General features: G+C 70.2%; 16 protein-coding genes. 7 read left to right on the top strand and 9 right to left on the bottom strand.

The window, feature by feature from the left end; genetic code table 11:
- The first annotated feature begins 55 nt into the window (after nt 1-55).
- The gene (locus KKR01S_RS07145; RefSeq protein WP_061225646.1) at nt 56-724 is read left to right on the top strand and encodes an MBL fold metallo-hydrolase; all 669 of its coding nucleotides are present in this window, start codon (nt 56-58) and stop codon (nt 722-724) included.
- 134 nt (nt 725-858) lie between these two features.
- On the opposite strand, the gene KKR01S_RS07150 is transcribed toward KKR01S_RS07145, so the two are convergent.
- Nucleotides 859-2,553 (bottom strand): formate--tetrahydrofolate ligase, encoded by a 1,695-nt coding sequence (locus KKR01S_RS07150; protein WP_061225647.1) that lies wholly within the window; start codon nt 2,551-2,553, stop codon nt 859-861.
- A gap of 140 nt (nt 2,554-2,693) precedes the next feature.
- On the opposite strand from KKR01S_RS07150, the gene KKR01S_RS07155 reads away from it, so the two are divergent.
- From KKR01S_RS07155 to KKR01S_RS07165, 3 genes are all read left to right on the top strand, one after another.
- A complete protein-coding gene (locus KKR01S_RS07155) occupies nt 2,694-5,366 on the top strand; it encodes a DEAD/DEAH box helicase (RefSeq protein ID WP_081101628.1) in 2,673 nt (890 codons plus the stop codon).
- On the top strand, nt 5,363-6,784 hold the full coding sequence (locus KKR01S_RS07160) for an alpha/beta fold hydrolase (protein ID WP_061225648.1): 1,422 nt from the start codon (nt 5,363-5,365) through the stop codon (nt 6,782-6,784). The genes KKR01S_RS07155 and KKR01S_RS07160 overlap by 4 nt, the downstream gene beginning before the upstream one ends.
- A gap of 166 nt (nt 6,785-6,950) precedes the next feature.
- On the top strand, nt 6,951-7,454 hold the full coding sequence (locus tag KKR01S_RS07165; protein ID WP_058731696.1) for a GNAT family N-acetyltransferase: 504 nt from the start codon (nt 6,951-6,953) through the stop codon (nt 7,452-7,454).
- A 94-nt stretch (nt 7,455-7,548) separates the two neighbouring features.
- Here the strand turns inward: KKR01S_RS07165 and KKR01S_RS07170 are convergent, their stop codons facing one another.
- Complete coding sequence (locus KKR01S_RS07170; RefSeq protein ID WP_058731697.1) at nt 7,549-8,340, bottom strand: SOS response-associated peptidase; 792 nt, start codon at nt 8,338-8,340, stop codon at nt 7,549-7,551.
- 144 nt (nt 8,341-8,484) lie between these two features.
- Between KKR01S_RS07170 and KKR01S_RS07175 the strand changes: the two genes are divergently transcribed.
- Nucleotides 8,485-9,333, top strand: coding sequence for a tripartite tricarboxylate transporter TctB family protein (locus KKR01S_RS07175; RefSeq protein ID WP_058743674.1), 849 nt, complete (start codon nt 8,485-8,487; stop codon nt 9,331-9,333).
- Nucleotides 9,334-10,031: 698 nt separating this feature from the next.
- Here KKR01S_RS07175 and KKR01S_RS07180 read toward each other — a convergent pair.
- A complete protein-coding gene (locus KKR01S_RS07180; RefSeq protein WP_058730944.1) occupies nt 10,032-10,733 on the bottom strand; it encodes a lipoate--protein ligase family protein in 702 nt (233 codons plus the stop codon).
- A gap of 164 nt (nt 10,734-10,897) precedes the next feature.
- Here KKR01S_RS07180 and KKR01S_RS07185 point away from each other — a divergent pair, with 164 nt between their 5' ends.
- Entirely contained in the window at nt 10,898-12,124 is a 1,227-nt protein-coding gene (locus tag KKR01S_RS07185; RefSeq protein WP_061225649.1) for a SulP family inorganic anion transporter, read from the top strand.
- 40 nt (nt 12,125-12,164) lie between these two features.
- On the opposite strand, the gene KKR01S_RS07190 is transcribed toward KKR01S_RS07185, so the two are convergent.
- The 6 genes from KKR01S_RS07190 to KKR01S_RS07215 all read right to left on the bottom strand — a co-directional run bounded on the left by KKR01S_RS07190 (nt 12,165) and on the right by KKR01S_RS07215 (nt 18,375).
- Entirely contained in the window at nt 12,165-12,779 is a 615-nt protein-coding gene (locus tag KKR01S_RS07190) for an SRPBCC domain-containing protein (RefSeq protein ID WP_165590109.1), read from the bottom strand.
- A gap of 128 nt (nt 12,780-12,907) precedes the next feature.
- Entirely contained in the window at nt 12,908-13,882 is a 975-nt protein-coding gene (gene nrdF, locus KKR01S_RS07195) for a class 1b ribonucleoside-diphosphate reductase subunit beta (protein ID WP_058730954.1), read from the bottom strand.
- Nucleotides 13,883-13,946: 64 nt separating this feature from the next.
- Entirely contained in the window at nt 13,947-16,100 is a 2,154-nt protein-coding gene (gene nrdE, locus KKR01S_RS07200; RefSeq protein ID WP_058730955.1) for a class 1b ribonucleoside-diphosphate reductase subunit alpha, read from the bottom strand.
- On the bottom strand, nt 16,097-16,591 hold the full coding sequence (gene nrdI / locus KKR01S_RS07205) for a class Ib ribonucleoside-diphosphate reductase assembly flavoprotein NrdI (RefSeq protein WP_420911600.1): 495 nt from the start codon (nt 16,589-16,591) through the stop codon (nt 16,097-16,099). Before nrdI ends, nrdE begins: the two co-directional genes overlap by 4 nt.
- Nucleotides 16,592-16,724: 133 nt before the next feature.
- Nucleotides 16,725-16,961 (bottom strand): glutaredoxin-like protein NrdH, encoded by a 237-nt coding sequence (gene nrdH, locus KKR01S_RS07210; RefSeq protein ID WP_058730947.1) that lies wholly within the window; start codon nt 16,959-16,961, stop codon nt 16,725-16,727.
- Between the two features lie 328 nt (nt 16,962-17,289).
- Nucleotides 17,290-18,375 (bottom strand): App1 family protein phosphatidate phosphatase, encoded by a 1,086-nt coding sequence (locus KKR01S_RS07215; RefSeq protein ID WP_061225650.1) that lies wholly within the window; start codon nt 18,373-18,375, stop codon nt 17,290-17,292.
- A gap of 194 nt (nt 18,376-18,569) precedes the next feature.
- Between KKR01S_RS07215 and KKR01S_RS07220 the strand changes: the two genes are divergently transcribed.
- Nucleotides 18,570-20,033 (top strand): anion permease, encoded by a 1,464-nt coding sequence (locus KKR01S_RS07220; RefSeq protein ID WP_061225651.1) that lies wholly within the window; start codon nt 18,570-18,572, stop codon nt 20,031-20,033.
- Nucleotides 20,034-20,051 lie beyond the last annotated feature (18 nt).

The following is a 20,051-nucleotide window of genomic DNA, read 5'->3' on the forward strand; positions in this document are numbered from 1 at the left end:
CGTGCGTCACGCGCGTGTTGCGGGGGCGGGGCCGCGGGGCCCTAGAATCGTGCGCATGATGGCACTCGCGACCGAGAAGCTCGACCTGTCCGAGGTGACGATCCGGTGGATCAGCGTCTCCTCGATGGACAACAACGTGTACCTGATGACCTGCCGCTCCACCGGGGCCCAGCTGCTGATCGACGCGGCCGACGAGCCGGAGCGGATCTCCGGGTTGGTGGCCGCCGGGCGCGAGGACGTCTCCGGGTCCTGCACCTGCTGCGGCAACGTGCAGCTGATCGTGACCACGCATTCGCACTGGGATCACGTGCGGGCGCTGGCGGAGATCCGCTCCCGCTCGGAGGCACTGACCGCCTGCGGGGTGCGGGACGAGCAGGACATCGACGTGCCCATGGACATCACCTTCCAGGACGGGGACACCGCGGATCTGGAGGGATTCTCCCTCAAGGTCATCGAGCTGCGCGGGCACACCCCCGGCTCGATCGCCCTGGCCTACGAGGACCCGGCCGGGCGCACCGTGATCTTCACGGGCGACTCCCTGTTCCCGGGCGGGGTGGGCAAGACCGACTCCCTCGAGGCCTTCCGCGCCCTGCTGCACGATGTGCGCACCAAGATCTTCGACGTCTACGACGACGGCACCCTCATCCTGCCCGGTCACGGCGAGTCCACGACTCTGGGAGCCGAGCGCCCGCACCTGGACGAGTGGGAGCGGCGCGGCTGGTGAGCCGCGGATCGGCAGCCGGGAGCGTGGTCTCGGCCGATCGCTGATCCCTCCCCCGCCCTCCCGACGACGCCGCGACGCCCCGTCGACCGCCCTCGTGCGAGCGGTCGACGGGGCGTCGTCGCGCCTGAACCGGCTCAGAACAGCCCGTGCACGGCGCCGTCGGCGTCGAGCCCGATGCGCTCGGCCGCCGGGGAGGCGGACAGCCCCGGCATGGTGCGCATGGTCCCGCAGATCGCGTAGACGTAGCCGGCCCCGGCCGCCAGGCGCACCTCCCGCACCGGCAGGCGCCATCCCGTCGGGGCGCCCTTCCGACTGGGATCCGCGGTCAGGGACAGGTGCGTCTTGGCGATGACCACGGGCAGGTCCCCGCAGCCCTGCTCTTCGCAGCGGGCCAGCTGGCGGGCAGCCGCCGGGGCGATCTCCAGCCCGTCGGCCCCGTAGACCTTCCGGGCCACGGCGTCGAGCTTGTCCGTCAGGGAATCCTCGGGGGCGTAGGTGGGCACCAGCTCGTGCGGCTGCTCGCAGGCCTCGGCCACGGCGTCGGCCAGCTCGGTGGCGCCGTCTCCACCGCGGGCCACGCCCTCGTGCACGGCCACCCGCGCCCCGGCCCGCTCGGCGATCTCCCGGATGACGGCGTGCTCGCTGGGGTGGTCGGTCGGGAAGGCGTTGATCGCCACGACGGGGCTGATGCCGAAGCCGCGCAGGATCTCCAGGTGCTTGAGCAGGTTCGGGGCCCCGGCGCGCACGTCCTCGGGGTTCTCGGCCAGCAGCTCCTCGGGCAGGGGCTTGCCGGGCACGATCCGGTGGCGTCCGGAGTGGGCCTTCAGCGCCCGGACGGTGACCACGAGGACCGCGGCGTCCGGGGTCAGCCCGGAGACCCGGCACTTGACGTTGACGAAGCGCTCGGCACCCATGTCCGCTCCGAATCCGGCCTCGGTAATGACGTAGTCGGCGTGCTCCAGGGCGGCGTAGTCGGCGAGGATCGAGGAGTTGCCGGTGGCGATGTTGCCGAAGGGCCCGGTGTGGATCAGGGCGGGGACCCCTTCGAGGGTCTGCATCAGGTTCGGGTGGATCACGTCGGCCAGCAGAGCCGCCAGCGCGCCGTCGGCCTTCAGGTCCTCGGCGGTCACGGGCGCGCCGTCCCGGGTGGAGGCCACGACGATGCGGGCCAGCCGGGCCTTCAGATCCGCCAGATCCGTGGCCAGGGAGAGGATGACCATGATCTCGCTGGCCGAGGTGATGTCGAAGCCGCTCTGGCGGGTGACCCCGTCCTGGCGCTCCCCCAGGCCGATGACGACGTGGCGCAGGGAGCGGTCGTTGATGTCCAGGACGCGCCGCCACGTGATGCTGCGCTCGTCGATGTCCAGGGCGTTGCCGTGGTGCAGATGGTTGTCCAGCAGCGCCGCGAGCATGTTGTGCGCGGCGGTGACGGCGTGGAAGTCCCCGGTCAGGTGCAGGTTGAGCTTGTCCATGGGGATGACCTGCGAGTACCCGCCGCCGGCGGCCCCGCCCTTGATCCCGAAGGTCGGGCCCAGGGAGGGCTGGCGCAGGGTGAGCATCGCGGAGCGGCCGGTGCGCGCCATGCCCTGGGCCAGGGAGACGGAGGTGGCGGTCTTGCCCTCCCCCAGCGGCGTCGGAGTGATGGCGGTGACCAGGACGTAGCGGCCGCGACGCCATTCGGGGGCGGCGTCGGCGGCGGGCAGGAGCTTGGCGACGTGGCGGCCGTAGGGCTCCAGCCGGTCGCGCTCGATGCCGGCGGTCGCGGCGATCTCCTCGATGGGCCGGGGCTGGGCCTGCTGGGCGATCTCGAGGTCGGAGGGCATGCTCATGGGGACTCCCGTCGTCGTGGGGATGGGTGCGTTCCCTCTCCAGTATGGTGGCGGCGGGACCCAACCCGGCCGAGGCGGCGGGGTCGGGTCGGGCGGGCGCAAGCGGGGCCGACCCGGGCGGGTCGGTAGACTCGGGCCCGATGAGACTGCTCGAAGCCCTGGACCCCCGCCTCGCCGATGACGACCGCCGCTACTTCCGGGGAGATTTCGCCTCGAATCCGCTGACCGCGGAGGAGATCGCCGACGGCTTCTCCCGGTGGATCGACTCCCGGGGGATGCAGCTGTACCCGGCGCAGGAGGAGGCGGTGCTGGAGCTGGCCTCCGGGGCCAACGTCATCCTGGCCACCCCGACCGGCTCCGGGAAGTCCACGGTCGCGGTGGCCGCGCACTTCACGGGCCTGGCCCGCGGGCAGCGCTCCTACTACACGGCGCCGATCAAGGCGCTGGTCTCGGAGAAGTTCTTCGACCTGTGCGCGATCTTCGGCGCGCAGAACGTCGGGATGGTCACCGGGGACTCCTCGATCAACGCCGGTGCGCCGATCGTGTGCTGCACCGCGGAGATCCTGGCGAACGTGGTGCTGCGCGAGGGCGCGGGGGCCGATCTGTGCCAGGTGGTCATGGACGAGTTCCACTTCTACTCGGATCCCCAGCGGGGCTGGGCGTGGCAGGTGCCGCTGCTGGAGCTGCCGCAGGCGCAGTTCCTGCTGATGTCCGCGACCCTGGGGGATGTGACCCGGTTCCGGCGGGAGCTGAGCGAGCTGACGGGCCGGGAGACGGCCTACGTGACCTCCTCGGAGCGGCCGATCCCGCTGCACTACTACTACTCGGAGCAGCCCGTGCACGAGGCCATCGAGGAGCTGGTGCGCACGGACCGGGCCCCGGTGTACGTGGTCCACTTCTCCCAGGCCCAGGCCATGGAGCAGGCCCAGGCGCTGATGAGCATCGCGGTGCTGTCCAAGGAGGAGCAGCAGGCGGTCTCCGAGGCGATCGCGGGCTTCCGGTTCTCGGCGGGCTTCGGCAAGACCCTGAACAAGCTGGTGCGCCACGGCATCGGGGTGCACCACGCCGGGATGCTGCCCAAGTACCGGCGGCTGGTCGAGCAGCTGGCCCAGCGCGGGCTGCTGAAGGTCATCTGCGGCACGGACACCCTCGGCGTCGGCATCAACGTGCCGATCCGCACGGTGCTGATCACGGCCCTGTCCAAGTTCGACGGACGCCGCACCCGGCGGCTGAAGGCCCGGGAGTTCCACCAGATCGCCGGACGGGCCGGGCGGGCCGGATATGACACGGCCGGGACCGTCGTCGTGCAGGCCCCGGAGCACGAGATCGAGAACGCGAAGCTGCTGGAGAAGGCCAGGAACCGCTTCGGGGAGGACGAGAAGCGGATCGAGCAGTCCCTGCGGGGCAAGCGGAAGAAGCCCCCGCAGGGCTTCGTGACGTGGTCGCGCCAGACCTTCGAGCAGCTGGTGGCCGCCGAGCCTGAGCCGCTGACCAGCTCCTTCGGGGTGACCCACTCGATGCTGCTGAACCTGCTGCACCGGCCCGGGGACCCCTTCGCCGCGGCCGGCCGGCTGCTGCGGGAGAACCACGAGACCCCGGCCCGGCAGCGGGAGATGATCCGCCGGGCCCTGGGCATCTACCGGGAGCTGCTGGCTGCCGGCGTCCTGCGCCGCCTGGATCGCCCGGATGAGGAGGGCCGCCCGGTGGCGCTGACCGTGCAGCTGCAGGAGGACTTCGCGCTGAACCAGCCGCTGTCCCCCTTCGCCCTGGCGGCCCTGGAGCTGCTGGATCGGGAGTCGCCGGACTACGCGCTGGACGCCGTCTCCGTGATCGAGGCGACCCTGGATGACCCGCGGCAGGTGCTCATCGGCCAGGAGCGCAAGGCCCGCGGGGAGGCCATCGCCGCGATGAAGGCCGAGGGCATGGAGTACACGGAGCGGATGAACGCCGCGGACCGGATCACCTACCCGCAGCCCCTGGCCGAGCTGCTGGAGCAGGCCTTCGAGACCTACCGCTCCGGGGCGCCGTGGATCGCGGAGTTCGAGCTGTCCCCGAAGTCGGTGGTGCGGGACATGTACGAGCGGGCCATGTCCTTCGGCCAGTACGTGCAGTTCTACGAGCTGTCCCGCTCGGAGGGCATCCTGCTGCGCTACCTCTCGGACGCCTACCGGGCCCTGCGCCAGACGGTGCCCCCGGCGGCGCTGACCGAGCAGCTGGAGGATCTCATCGCGTGGCTAAGCGAGCTGATCCGGCAGACGGACAACTCCCTGATCGACGAGTGGGAGCGAATGAGCGCCGGGCAGGACGCGGCACCCGCGCAGGAATCCCTGGAAGAGCTGGTGGCCGAATCCGCCCCGAAGGTCACGGACAACCCGCGGGCCTTCCGCGTCATGGTGCGCAACGCCCTGTTCCGGCGAGTGGAGCTGTTCGCCGACGAGCGCGAGCGCACCCTGGGCTCCCTGGACGGGGACTCCGGGTGGGATGCCGACCGGTGGGCGGATGCGATGGACGAGTACTTCGAGACCTACGACGACCTGTTCACCGATGCCCAGGCGCGCTCCCCGCAGCACCTGATGATCGATGACTCGCAGTCCGGGATCTGGCGGGTGCGGCAGGCCTTCGCGGATCCGGAGGAGGCCTACGACCACGGGATCACGGCGGTGGTGGATCTGGCGGCCTCGGATGAGGCGGGCGCCCCGGTGCTGCGCATCGGGCACGTCGGTCCCTTCGCCGAGGCCGGACCGCTGGAGGCCGCGGAGGACCTGCTGGAGGGTGAGGCGCCGATGGGCGGGCCCGAGGGGGTGCGGCGATGAGCCGGGTTCTGCCCGCGCCCGGCGCGACCCCGGTGCCGCACCGGGCCGGTCCCGTGCACGAGGTCGGGAGCCTGCGGCTGAGCGAGCATCGGTTCCGGGTGCCGCTGGCGCACGCCCGGGCCTGGACCCACCCGGAGGATCCGGCGGTGCCGAAGGCGGTGGCGGACCGGGAGATCGAGGTCTTCGCCCGGGTGGCCACGAGTGCTGATCCGGAGGCGCCGGTGCCGGTGCGGCGTCGTCCGTATCTGGTGTATCTGCAGGGTGGGCCGGGGATGGCCTCCCCGCGTCCGGCGTCGGATTCCGGGTGGCTGGGGCTGCTCGCCCCGCACTACCGGGTGGTGCTGCTGGATCAGCGCGGCACGGGCCTGTCCACCCCGCTCAGCGCAGGTTCCCTGGCGCGGGAGGGCGACGCCGCGGCGCAGGCGGCGTACCTGGAGCATTTCCGCGCTCCGGACATCGTGGCCGATGCGGAGGCGGTGCGCGCGACGCTGCTGGCCGGGGAGCCGGAGACCCGGTGGGCGAGCCTGGGGCAGAGCTTCGGAGGCTTTCTGACCCTGACCTATCTGTCCTTCGCCCCGGAGTCCCTGCTGCACTGCTGGATGACCGCGGGCCTGGCCCCGATCCATCGGAGCTCCGAGGAGGTCTACCGGGCGACGTACCGGAGGATGGCCGAGCGCAGCCGGGAGTTCCACTCCTGGTACCCGGAGGATGCCGAGCGGGCCGGGCGCATCGCGGATCTGCTGGCGGGGCGGGAGGCGCTGCTGCCGGATGGGTCTCCGCTGAGCCCGGAGCGGTTCCAGAGCGTCGGGATGCTGCTGGGCGGCACCGGGCGGGTGCACCGGCTGCACTACCTGCTGGAGTCGGCCTTCGCCGAGGGCCCGGATGGCCTTGCGGAGGGCTTCCTGGCGGAGGCGGCCGGCGTCGTCGGCTTCGCGGGGCACCCGCTGTACGCCCTGATGCACGAGGCCATCTACGCGGATGGCCCGGGCACGGCGACGGCGTGGGCGGCGCAGCGGGTGCGGGAGGAGCTGCCGGAGTTCTCCCCGGGGGCCCGGCCGCTGCTGTTCACCGGGGAGATGATCCAGCCGTGGCACTTCCGCCTGGATCCGGCGCTGCGCCCGCTGCGGGAGGTCGCGGAGCTGCTGGCGGCCAAGCAGGACTGGGGGCGGCTCTACGACCTGCGGGTTCTGCGGGGCAACGAGGTGCCGGTGGCGGCCAGCGCGTATGAGCACGACGTGTACGTGGACTTCGACGCGGCCCGACAGACCGCGGCGTCGGTGGGGTCGCTGGACCTGTGGACCTCCCCGACGCTGCACCACGACGCCCTGGGCAACGACTCCCGGGAGGTGCTGCACGGGCTGGGCGAGCTGCTGGCCCGCGCCGGGGCCCTGCCGGGCAATCCGGTGTCGCCCGCGTGAGGTCCGGGGCGGCCCTGAACGCGGCCCTGAGCGGACGCAGACGGTCATCTGCCCGGTCCCCATGTGGCGCCGGGTACACTGACGTGCAGGTTCCCGGGCGCCCACCCCGGTCCCGCCCGATCCTCGGCGCGGGACCCGAGGCACCCTCTCCCGGAAGGAGCAACCCATGAGCGGAAAGATCACGCTGATCGGGGACACGTGGACGTCCACCCGCCCGGTCACGGTCAGCACCCGTCCGGTGGCCCGCCAGGACGCCGACGGCCTGGCCCGGCTGTTCTTCACGGCCTACGATGACGGTTCGGTGACTTCCCAGGCCCACGCTCTGGAGATCCTGCACCACATGTTCGACGGCGAGTACGGCGCGGTGCTGCCGAAGGCCTCCCCCGTGGTGGTGGATGATGCGGGCCGGATCATCGCCGCCGCCCTGGTGCTGGAGTCCCGGGTGGGCGATGACCTACCGGATTCGCCGTATATCTTCGAGCTGTTCACGGAGTCCTCCCGGCGCCGGGAGGGCTTCGCCGAGCAGCTGCTGCGCGTGGCCATCACAGAGCTGAAGGAGGAGGGGTTCGAGCACGTGGCCCTGCGGATCAGCGAGGACAACGCCGCGGCGCTGGCCCTGTACCTGACCCTGGACTTCCACCGGTGGTTCCCCGAGGAGGATGAGCTCTAGGCTCCCACGGGACGCCGCCGCGCGGGCCCGATCGCACCGAGGTGCGCTCGGGCCCGCGCGCGTCTGACGGGTCTGCTGTGTCTGCCGTGACTGCTCAGAGCAGCCGCCGCTGCCCCGCCGGTTCCAGCAGCTCGGGCCCGTTGTTCCGGGGGCTGCCCACGGCCGGTCCCACCTCGCGCAGGCGCCATGCGGCGGCGACATCGTAGGCTCGTTCCCGCACCGCGTCGATGGCCCGCTGGGCGGCCTCGGCGCCCTCGGCGGCGGTGCGCAGCCAGGTGCTCAGCCCGTCCTGCGGGTCCCCGGTGGTCTCCAGGGGGATCGGCAGGCGGTCGTGCAGCCGGGAGAGCTGGCGCAGGGTCTCGGAGTTCCGGGTATCGGCCTCCTCGGCGGACGGCGAGTCCATGGTGAGGATGGTCGCCGAGAGCAGCCACTGTCCTTCATCGGGGCCGCTGGGGATGCGCCACCAGTCGTAGAGGCCGGCGAAGTAGATGCTCTGCTCCTCGGCGGGAGGGTGCACGTAGTACGGGGTCTTCTCGGGGGTCTTGCGGCCGGGGACCTCGGTGCGCAGCCACTCGTAGTAGCCGTTGGCGGGGATCGCGCAGTGCTGGGCACGGGCGGCGTGGCGGAAGGCGGGCTTGGTCGCGGCGGTCTCGCTGCGGGCGTTTAAGGTCCGGGAGGAGAAGGTCTCGTCCTTCGCCCACCGGGGCAGCAGGCCCCAGCGGGCCGGGTGGATGGCGCGGGACCAGGTGCCGTCCTCCTGGGCGTGGTCCACGATCACGGGCACCGTGTGCGTGGGTGCGACGTTGTAGTCCGCGCAGCTCTCCTCCAGCTCCACCCCGGCCAGCAGGTCCCCCGCCGCCCGGGCGATCACGTAGCGTCCGCACATCGCCGGTCCCCCTCTCCCAGTCCTCGGCGTCTCCCCTCGTCCGACGGCCATCATGCCACGCCGACGTCGCCTCCCCCACACCCTGGGAAAAACCTGTAAGGTTCTTCGGGTTCCCATCCATCTCGCACCAACAGGAGATCCCCCGTGTCCGAGAACCCCCACGGCTCCCACCCGAGCCAGGAGCCCACCCCCGAGGGCTACCCCACACCCACCCACCAGAGTGGCCAGCAGCAGGCCGGCTACCCGCAGGCCCCCTACGGCGCTCCCCAGGTTGCGCCCCAGAGCAAGGCGCGCAACGTCGTCGGCATCATCGCCATGATCTGCGCGATCCTCGGGACCATCCTGGCCTGCATCCCCGGGATCTTGGCCCTGGGATGGATTCTGCTTCCGGTGGGCTTCATCATGGGCATCGTCGCCGTGTGCCTGAAGGGCAAGGTCAAGTGGCAAGGGATCACCGCGATCATCGTGTCGGTGGTCGGGACGCTGATCGGCTTGCTCGTGTTCTTCCTCGTCATCGCCGACGCCGTCAACGACGCCGTGCAGGATAGTGATACCTCGCCGTCCACTTCAGCGTCCTCCTCCGCCGCGGCGGGTTCCGCCGCCGAGGAGACGGGCAAGTTCGGCCAGACCGTCCAGTGGGATGATGGTCTCAAGGCCACCGTGGGCGAACCGCAGGAGTTCACCCCCTCGGAAAGCGCTTCCGTCCAGGGCGATGGACAGGCTCGGAAGTTCACCATCACCGTGCACAACGGCACCGACAAGGCCATCGATGCCATGGGCATCAGCTCCACGGTCCAGTCGGGTGGAAAGCAGGCTGACTCCGTCTTCGATTCCGCGCAGAACATCGAGATTCCTTCTGGGAAGATCCAGCCCGGCAAGGATCTGACCTTCGACGTCGTCTACCAGGTGGCCGATCCGTCGGACATCAGCTTCGACCTGTCGATCATCGATCCGGACAGCTTGGACACCCATGAGGTGACCTTCGTTTCCTGATCGCCCTCGCGATCCGCCTCGGGCCCCGACATCCCAGCGATGCCGGGGCTCTTTGCGTCCATCCGGATTTTCCCTGCCGCGCAACATGGTCCTTCTTCCGCTCCCACGCGACGAAGACCCCTCCACGCCGTGTTCCGCGGGCTCGCGATGCCACGCCGACGTCGCCTCTCCCATACCGTGGGAGAACCCGGTAATGTCCTGTGCACCCTCATCCCGTCTCGCCCCGCGGGAGATGCCCCGTCTCCGAGACACCCCACGGTCCCCACCCGAGCTGGCAATCCGGTCCCGCGGGCCTACCCCTCCCGGGCGGCCACCCGCAGGTCCCCGACGGGACTCCCCCGTTCCCGCCGGGAAGGACCGGATCCAACGTCGTCGGCATCATCGCGCTGGTCTGCTCGATCCTCGGCACCGAGCTGATCTTCCTCCGTGTCCCCCTGCTGGGGCTGTTCGGCGTGATCCTGCTGCCGATCGCCTACTCCTGGGCATCATCGGCGTGTGTCAGAGACGGAAGGCCAAGTGGCAGGGCGCCACCGCGATCGTCGTGTCGGCGGCCGGCACGGTGGCCGGCTTCATCACGCTCACCCTGCTCATCGCGATCCCGATCTTCGGCCTCCACCTTAGACCTCCGACCCGATGCCATCCGCCGTGTGCACTTCGAGCTCACACGCCATCCGGGCGATGAGGCCGACCGCGCCCGCTCACCCGAGCCCGCCCCGGGCAGCCCGCTCCCACGCGGCGTAGCGTTCCAGCACGGCATCCTCGACGTCTTCGATCCTCGCCTCGGGGATCAGCTGCCGGACCGCTCCCACGGTGCCGGGATCCAGCTCGAGACCCAGGGCCGCATAGACCTCGGTGAGCACGGCGGCCAGCGGCTCCCGCCGGTCCACGACGACGGCGGCGGAGAACCACCAGGCGCCGGCCACCACCCGCTGCGCGGTGCCCACCAGCTTCGTCAGTCCGATGCCACCGGCCGCGCCGTGGACGCTGAACTCCCCGGGACAGTATTCGCCCGGCAGCTCCCCCACCCCGGCGTCGACCCCCAGGTCGGCCAGGGCCCGCGCCCACAGCGCCCCGAACTCGCGGTAGCGGCGCTGGTTGCCGCCGGTGGCATCGGCGTCAGGGCACAGGTGGTCCACGATCAGGCAGTCCCGGTGATAGGCCGCAGCCCGCCCGCCGACCTTGCGCACCCACGGTTCGAAGCCGTGAGCCGCGGCGGACGATGCCGCCCGGGCGAAGCCGGGGTTCAGCTCATCCCGACGCCCGAAGGCCACCACCGGCGCCGGACGGGACAGGCGCAGCACCTCCGGGTGCTCCCCGCGCCCGACGGCGCGCAGCAGCTCCAGGGTCCGCGCGTAGTCCGCGGCACCCGGGGCCGCGGCCTCGACCCGCTCGATGCGCACCGGCGCCTCCTTCTCCCGATTCCCGGCCAGCCTAGTCCAGCGCGGACGCTCGCTGTGGCCCCTATTCCGGTTCGGGGCACCGGGCAGGTGCCCGTCCCGGGCGCGGGGGTATCCTCGAACAGCGCCGCCCCCCTCATTCCCGTCTCGAACCGAGGTCTCCGCCCGTGCCCACCGCCACCCCGTCTTCCGGGCGCGATCAGACCGACCCGTCCGAAGGCGGCGCCGTCCTCAACGCGCTGCGTCACCCCCGGGTGCTGGGACGGGAGGTGACCGCCGGGTTCATGACCTCCCTGGCGCTGATCCCGGAGTCCACGGCCTTCGCGGTGGTGGCCGGGCTGGATCCGCGGATGGGGCTGTACGGCGCCGTCATCGTCGCGGTGGTGACCTCGGTGCTCGGCGGGCGCCCCGGCATGGTCTCGGCCGCGGCCGGCTCGGTCGCGCTGGTCGCCGCTCCCCTGGTCCGCTCCCACGGGGTGCAGGCCTACCTGCTGGCCGTCATCCTCTCCGGGGCGCTGCAGGTGGTGCTCGCGGTGTGCGGGGCGGCGAAGCTGATGCGGCTGATCCCGCCGGCGGTGATGCGCGGGTTCGTGGATGCCCTGGCCATCCTGATCTTCACCTCGCAGCTGCCGGAGCTGATCGGCGTCCCCTGGGCGGTGTACCCGCTGGTGGCCCTCGGGCTGCTCGTGGTCTTCCTGCTCCCCCGCCTGAGCACGGCCGTGCCGGGGCCGCTGGCCGCCGTCGTCGTGGTGACGGCCGCGGCGTGGCTGCTGGGGTGGACGGTGCCGACCGTCGGGGACCGCGGCGCGCTGCCCCACGGCCTGCCCAGCCTCGGGCTGCCGAGCCTGCCCACGGATGCGGGCGCGTGGACGGCGATCGTGCCGATCGCGGCCGCGATGGCCGTGGTCGGGCTGGTGGAGTCCCTGCTGACCGCCCGTCTGGTCGATGACATCACCGGCACGGGCTCGGATAAGACCCGGGAGGCCTGGGCGCTGGGCGCGGCGAACATCGCGGCGGGATGCTTCGGTGCGATGGGCGGGTGCGCGATGATCGGGCAGACCATGATCAACGTCCGGCACGGCCGGGCCCGGACCCGCCTGTCCACGCTGGCCGCGGCCGGCTCGGTGCTGCTGCTCGCCCTGGTGCTCGCGGACCTGCTGGCGGCGATGCCGATGGCGGCGCTGACCGCGGTGATGGTGTTCATCGCCGTGACCACCTTCGACTGGCGCTCGGTGGCCCCGCGGACCCTCAAGCGCTCCCCCTGGCCGGTCACCGTGGTGCTGGTGGCCACCGTCGGACTGACGGTGGCCACCCATGACCTAGCGATCGGCGTCATCGTCGGCACGGTGCTGGCCCGGCTGCTGCCGCGCGGGACCCGCCCGCAGGTCATCTGACCTCAGCGGGCGGGCCTCGACGGAGGGATGAGCGGGCGGCTCAGCCGAGCAGCCGCGCCGCGGCCTCGGAACGCTGCCGCGCGTCATCCTCCTCGGCGCCGGCGGCCACGTGCTCCTGACGCCAGGCCTCCACGAGCCGGCCGCGCAGGGCATCCTTGCCCTGTTCGGCGTGGATCTGCTCGAGGACTTCGCGGGTGTGCCCGATGTTGCCGGACAGGTGCACGTCCAGGGCGGCCAGGGCCTCGTCCCACGCGACGCCGAGCTCGGCGGGACCGTACTGGCCCCACCGCTGGTCATCGACCACGGTGTGCCGCACGGTCACTGAGGTCCCGGTGACCCCGGTGGTCACGGCGACGGCGACCTTGCCGGTGCGCTCGGCCTCGGTCCACTCCAGCTGCAGGGCGCGGTGGCGGTCGCAGTACTGGATGGTGCCGGTGACGCCGCGGTCCTCGACGGCGAAGCTCCCGCCGGTGCGCAGCTCCCCGGTGACGGTTCCGAACCAGTCGGCCAGGCGCTGCGGCTCGGTGAGGGAGTCCCAGACCTCGGCGATGGGGTTGGTGTAGTGGGTGGCCAGCATGACCACGTGGGTCTTCTCGTTGTCCTTGACGTGGCGGTCCACGCGCTCGAACTGCTCGGTGGGATCGGGAATGCTCATGATCTCCGTCATACAGGACCGCGGGCCCCGGCGCCACTCGTAAAGACCGGAGACGCCGAGGAGCCCGGTCTGCGCCCCCGGGTGGGGGCGGGCCGGGCTCCTCGACGCCGGAGGATCCGCTCAGCGGATCAGAAGTCCCAGTCCTCGTCCTCGGTGTTCACGGCCTTGCCGATCACGTAGGAGGAGCCCGACCCGGAGAAGAAGTCGTGGTTCTCGTCGGCGTTCGGGGACAGGGCGGAGAGGATCGCCGGGGAGACGTCGGTGACCGAGGCCGGGAACATCGCCTCGTAGCCCAGGTTCATCAGGGCCTTGTTGGCGTTGTAGTGCAGGAACTTCTTCACGTCCTCGGACAGCCCGACGCCGTCGTAGAGGCTGTGGGTGTAGGCCACCTCGTTCTCGTACAGCTCGAACAGCAGCTCGAAGGTGTAGTCCTTGATCTCCTGCTGGCGCTCCGGGGACTCCTTCTCCAGGCCCCGCTGGAACTTGTACCCGATGTAGTAGCCGTGCACGGCCTCGTCGCGGATGATCAGGCGGATCAGGTCCGCGGTGTTGGTCAGCTTCGCGTGGGAGGACCAGTACATCGGCAGGTAGAACCCGGAGTAGAACAGGAAGGACTCCAGCAGGGTGGAGGCCACCTTCTTCTTCAGCGGGTCCTCGCCCTGGTAGTAGTCCATGACGATGTTGGCCTTCTTCTGCAGGTGCGGGTTCTCCCGGGACCAGCGGAACACCTCGTCGATCTCCTTCGTGGAGGCCAGGGTGGAGAAGATCGAGGAGTAGGACTTCGCGTGCACGGACTCCATGAACGCGATGTTCGTGTACACGGCCTCCTCGTGCGGGGTGAGCGCATCCGGCAGGAGGGAGACGGCCCCGACGGTGCCCTGGATGGTGTCCAGCAGCGTCAGGCCCGTGAAGACCCGCATGGTCAGCTGCTTCTCCTCCTCGTTCAGGGTGTTCCAGGACTGGACGTCGTTGGACAGCGGGACCTTCTCCGGCAGCCAGAAGTTCCCGACCAGCCGGTCCCAGACCTCCTGGTCCTTCTCATCCTGGAGGCGGTTCCAGTTGATCGCCTCGACCTGGTGGACCAGTTCGACCTTCTCGCTCATCATGGCGTTCTCGGTGCTCCTTGTGCGTGGTGGCGGATTCGACGACGGCGGCGGGCGGGGCCGCTCACAGCATGCAGGACACGCAGCCCTCGACCTCGGTGCCCTCCAGGGCCAGCTGGCGCAGCCGCGAGTAGTAGATCGTCTTGATCCCCTTGCGCCACGCGTAGATCTGGGCCTTGTTGATGTCCCGGGTGTTCGCGGTGTCCCGGAAGAACAGGGTCAGGGACAGGCCCTGGTCCACGTGCTGGGTGGCCGCGGCGTAGGTGTCGATGACCTTCTCGTACCCGATCTCGTAGGCGTCCTGGTAGTACTCCAGGTTGTCGTTGGTCAGGTACGGGGCGGGGTAGTAGACCCGGCCCAGCTTGCCCTCCTTGCGGATCTCGATCTTCGAGGCGATCGGGTGGATCGAGGAGGTGGAGCCGTTGATGTAGGAGATGGACCCGGTCGGCGGCACGGCCTGCAGGTTCTGGTTGTACATCCCATGGGCCTGCACCTGCTCGCGCAGCCGCTCCCAATCCTGCTGGGTGGGGATGTGCACGCCGTCGAACATCTCGCGCACCTTCTGCGTGGCCGGGGCCCACTCCCGCTGGATGTACTTGTCGAAGAACTCCCCGGAGGCGTACGCCGAGTCCTCGAAGCCCACGAAGGACTCCCCCCGCTCCTTGGCGATCAGGTTGGAGGCGCGGATCGCGTGGTAGAGCACCGTGTAGAAGTAGATGTTCGTGAAGTCGATGCCCTCCTCGGACCCGTAGTACACCTCCTCGCGGGCCAGGTAGCCGTGCAGGTTCATCTGCCCCAGCCCGATGGCGTGGCTCATCCGGTTGCCCCGCTCGATCGAGGGCACGGAGTCGATGTCGGACATGTCCGACACGGCGGTCAGCCCGCGGATCGCGGTCTCGATGGTCTTGCCGAAGTCCGGGGAGTCCATGGTGTGGGCGATGTTCAGGGAGCCCAGGTTGCAGGAGATGTCCTTGCCCACCTCGGCGTAGCCGAGGTCCGCGTCGTAGGCGGAGGGCTCGGAGACCTGCAGGATCTCGGAGCACAGGTTGGACATGATGACCTTGCCCTGGATGGGGTTGGCCCGGTTCACCGTGTCCTCGAACATCACGTACGGGTAGCCGGACTCGAACTGGATCTCCGCCAGGGTCTGGAAGAACTCGCGGGCGTTGATCTTCTTCTTCTGGATCCGGGAGTCATCGACCATCTCGTAGTACTTCTCCGTGACGGAGATGTCCGAGAACGGCATCCCGTAGACGCGCTCGACGTCGTACGGGGAGAACAGGTACATGTCCTCGTTGCGCTTGGCCAGCTGGAAGGTGATGTCCGGGATGACCACGCCCAGGGAGAGGGTCTTGATGCGGATCTTCTCGTCCGCGTTCTCCCGCTTGGTGTCCAGGAACTTGTAGATGTCCGGGTGGTGGGCGTGCAGGTACACCGCCCCGGCGCCCTGGCGGGCCCCGAGCTGGTTGGCGTAGGAGAAGGAGTCCTCCAGCAGCTTCATCACGGGGATGACCCCGGAGGACTGGTTCTGGATCTTCTTGATCGGGGCGCCGGACTCGCGCAGGTTGGTCAGGGCGAAGGCCACCCCGCCGCCGCGCTTGGACAGCTGCAGGGCGGAGTTGATGGAGCGCCCGATGGACTCCATGTTGTCCTCCACGCGCAGCAGGAAGCAGGAGACCAGCTCACCGCGCTGCTTCTTCCCGGCGTTGAGGAACGTGGGGGTGGCCGGCTGGAAGCGCCCGGAGATGATCTCCTCCACCAGCTCGGTGGCCAGCTGCTCGTCGCCGCGGGCCAGGGTCAGGGCGACCATGACCACCCGGTCCTCGAAGCGCTCCAGGTACCGCTGCCCGTCGAAGGTCTTCAGCGTGTAGGAGGTGTAGAACTTGAACGCGCCGAGGAAGGTCGGGAAGCGGAACTTCTTGGAGTAGGCCAGCTTGGACAGGCCCTTGATGAACTCGAAGCTGTACTGCTCCAGGACCTCCGGCTCGTAGTACTGGTTCTCCACCAGGTACTCCAGCTTCTCCTCCAGGTCGTGGAAGAACACGGTGTTGGTGTTCACGTGCTGGAGGAAGTACTGGCGGGCGGCCTGCCGGTCGGCGTCGAACTGGATCATGCCGTTCGCGTCGTAGAGGTTCAGCATAGCGTTGAGCTCGTGGTAGCCCAGGCCCTTGTACTTCTCGGGGATGGTCTTGTCGGCGGCGGGGGCCTCGTCGGTCATGCCGGCAGCGGCGGGCAGTTTCGTGTCCAAAACGCGGTGAGTCCTTCGTGTACGCGGGTCACGTCCTCGGACGTGCCCATGAGTTCGAATTTGTAGAGTACGGGGACCTGGCACTTGGCGGCGATCTTGTCCGCGGCGATGCCGAAGTCCTCCCCGAAGTTGGTGTTGCCCGCGCCCATCACGCCGAGCATCAGCTCGCGGTTGCGGGGCTCGCGCAGGAACTTCATGACCTGCGGCGGGATGGTCTCCCCGGAGCGGGGACGCCCGTAGGTGGGCACGCACAGGACGAACGGCCGGTCCATGATCGGGGTGTCCTCCCCCGTGCGCAGCGGGATGCGCACAGTGGGGAAGCCCAGCTTCGCCACGAACTTGGCGGTGTTGCCGGAGATCGAGGAGAAGTAGACGACGAGGGGGTCCTGCGGTGCCGCGGCCCGAGGGTGCGGCGGGGTGTTCGGATCGATGGTGTGCGATGAGTCCGCGGCGCTGGACACTTCGACCTCATTCCTCACAGGGGTGGTGCGGTGGACGACGTCGGGCGGGCGCGTCCTGGGGTGCGTGCGCGGTCCGCGGGCGGCTCGTGGAGGAAGGCGACCGGCCCGGTGCCCGCGCGTGCAGGCGGGGGCTTCAGGAGACGAACGTGGCCTCCAGGGCGGCGATCTTGTCCGGGCGGAAGCCGGACCAGTGGTCGTCCTCGGTGATCACGACGGGGGCCTGCAGGTAGCCCAGTTCCTTGATCCGCTCGAGGGCGGCGGCGTCCTCGGTGACGTCGACGACGTCGTAGGAGATGCCCCGCTTGTCCAGGGCGCGGTAGGTCGCGTTGCACTGGACGCAGGCGGGCTTGGTGTACACGGTCACAGACATGGTGCTCCTCCGAAGACTGCTGGGATGGATCCGCTCGGAACGGGTGCGCGCGGGCCTGATGCGGCGGGTCGCGCTCGTGGGCGGCGGAACGGCTCCAATACTACATCTAGTGGCGACCCCCGCAAGGACCCCCAGATAGTGTGCTCAACACCCCTGTCCGGGGTTATCCCCAGGCGCGGCCGCGGGTTTCCGCGGGGCGGTCTCGGTTGTCCACAGCGGCGCCCCCGATGCCGCGCCGTCGGGAGGCCCGGCATGGAACATCTCACAGCCGGATCTGCCCGTCTGGACCCCCTCGCGGGGGTAGTGGGAGCGTTCGGCGCGGGCCGGGTCAGAGCAGCCCGGCCGAGCCCAGCTTGTCCGACAGGCTCGCCCCGTCGTTGGCCTCCATCCACAGGGAGCCGGCGGCGATCTGCTTGGCCCGGTCATCGCTCCACACCCGCCCGGAGGCCAGCACGGACTCCCCCACCGTGAGGTTGCGGATCAGGATGGCGGCCACCCGGTCCGGGTAGCGCAGCGCGAAGCCGTTGTACACGTCCGGGTCCCGCTGCCCGTCGTCGCCGATGAGGATCCAGCGCACGTCCGGGAACTCCTCGGCCAGCCGGCGCAGGGAGCCGACCTTGTGCTCGGCCCCGGAGCGGAACCAGCGGGTGCGAGTAGGACCCCACTCGGTGAGCAGCAGGGTGCCCTCGGGGTAGGCGTTGCGGGACAGGAAGCGGCGCAGCGCCGGGGCCACGTTCCACGCCCCGGTGGACAGGTACATGATCGGCGCCTCGGGGTGGGCCCGGTGGATCCGCTCCAGCAGCACGGGCATGCCCGGGGTGGGCATGCGCGCGTGCTCGCTGAGCACGAAGGAGTTCCACGCCGCCAGCAGCGGGCGCGGCAGAGCGGTGACCATCACGGTGTCATCCACATCGCAGACCACCCCGATGCGCTGCCCGTCCGGGACCACGTACACCGTGGTCTCGGTGGGCTCGGCACCGGGCATGGTCAGGGTGACCCGGTGCTGGCCGGGGGCCAGCACGAGGGGCAGGCGCACGTCCAGCACCCCGCCCTCGTCGGCCCACACTGGGAACTCCCGGCCCTCGATGCGCACCGTGATCGGCGCTTCGGAGATGGGCACGGAGGTGAAGGAGCGCCAGCCGCGGGCCGCGCTGGTGCGGCGGGGATTGCCGGTGAGCATCTCCGTGAGCTCGGTGAACAGCTGGGTCTTGTACAGCGCCCGGCACAGCACCCGCACCCAGGAGGTGGTGCCGTAGCCGACGAAGGGCACGATGACGGGTTCGTTGCCGGCCTCGCGGGCGGCCCTCTCCCGGTGCTCGTGCACCCGGTCCATGATGCGGTAGCCGAGGTTCAGGGCCTCGGCGCCGACGACGGAGGTCGAGGAGCCGCGGACGCGGCGGCGGGGCAGGCGCATGGGTTCCAGTCTGGCACAGGCGACCCGGTCGCGAATCCTTCGCCGCCCCCTCCACAGACGCACACGAACCCACGGAAACACAACAGAAAGCGGGTGCCGGCGGAGTAGCATCGGGGACGGGCTCGGTCCGCCGTCGGCCGAAGGCGCCGGGCCCGCGCACCGACGCCGAGATCGCCACGGGAGGGCCGCAACAGATGAGCGCCGAGAAGACCAGCACCACCGCCGCTTCGGAAGCCAGGCGACCGCCCACGGGAATGATCATCAAGATCGCGGCGATCCTCCTGGTCACCGTCGTCGTGTACTTCCTGCCCGTACCCGACGGCGTGGATCCGCGGGGCATGCACATGGCCGGGATCTTCGCCGGGACCATCCTCGGGCTCATCCTGCAGCCGCTGCCCACCGCCTCCGTGGCGCTGATCGGTCTGGCCGCGGCCATGATCACCGGCACCATGGACGCCTCCAAGGAGGCCCTGCAGGGCTTCGGCAACGCCTCGATCTGGCTGATCGTCGCGGCGTTCTTCATCGCCGACGGCTTCCTGATCACCGGGCTGGGCCGTCGCATCGCGCTGATGTTCGTCTCCGTGCTGGGCAGGTCCTCCCTGGGCCTGTCCTACGGGATGGCCCTGACCGACCTGATCCTCGCGCCCGCCACCCCGTCGAACACGGCGCGCGCCGGCGGCGTCGTCTACCCGATCATCAAGTCCCTGGCGGAGGTCAACGGCTCCCGCCCGGACGACGCCGAGTCGCGCCGTCGGCTGGGCTCCTACCTCTCCCTGACCTCCGTCCAGGTCAACACCATCACCTCGGCGATGTTCGTCACCGCCATGGCCGGCAACCCGCTGGCCGTGGGCTTCGCCGCGAAGCAGGGCGTGGAGATCTCCTGGGGCACCTGGGCCCTGGCCGCGATCGTACCGGGGCTGGTGGCGCTGGCGGTCATGCCCTGGCTGATGTCCAAGATCTACGCCCCGACCCTGAAGCAGACCCCCGAGGCCCCGTCCCGGGCGAAGCAGGAGCTGGCCGAGCTCGGGCCGATGTCCCGCGGCGAATGGGTCATGCTGGCCACCTTCGTGCTCCTGCTGGTGCTGTGGGTCCTGGGGTCGACCCTGCACGTGAACGCGACGGCGGCGGCCTTCCTGGGCATCGCGATCCTGCTGGTCACCAAGGTGCTGACCTGGAAGGACATGGCGAAGAACTCCGGGGCCTGGTCCACGCTGATCTTCTTCTCCGTGCTGGTGGGCATGGCGACCCAGCTCAACGACCTGGGCGTGATCGACTGGATCGGGCACGGCGTGGCCTCCCTGGTCGGCGGGCTGCCGTGGATCGCGGCCTTCGCGGTGCTGAGCCTGGTGTACTTCTACGTGCACTACCTGTTCGCCTCCAACACCGCCCAGATCGTCGCGATGTACTCGGTGTTCCTCGGGGCGGCCATCGCCACCGGGACCCCGCCGATGCTCGCGGCCCTGGCGCTGGGCTTCATCGGCAACCTCTTCGGCGGCATCAGCCACTACGCCTCCGGGCCGGCCGGGGTGATCTTCGGCTCCGGATACGTCCCGACCAGCGAGTGGTTCCGGGTCTCGTTCATCGCCTCGGTGGCCAACATCCTCATCTGGTCCCTGGTCGGCGGCGGCTGGATGTTCGTGCTGGGCATGTGGCACTGACCCTCCGTCCCCGCTCGA

Source organism: Rothia kristinae NBRC 15354 (assembly GCF_001570865.1).
Lineage (GTDB): Bacteria > Actinomycetota > Actinomycetes > Actinomycetales > Micrococcaceae > Rothia > Rothia kristinae.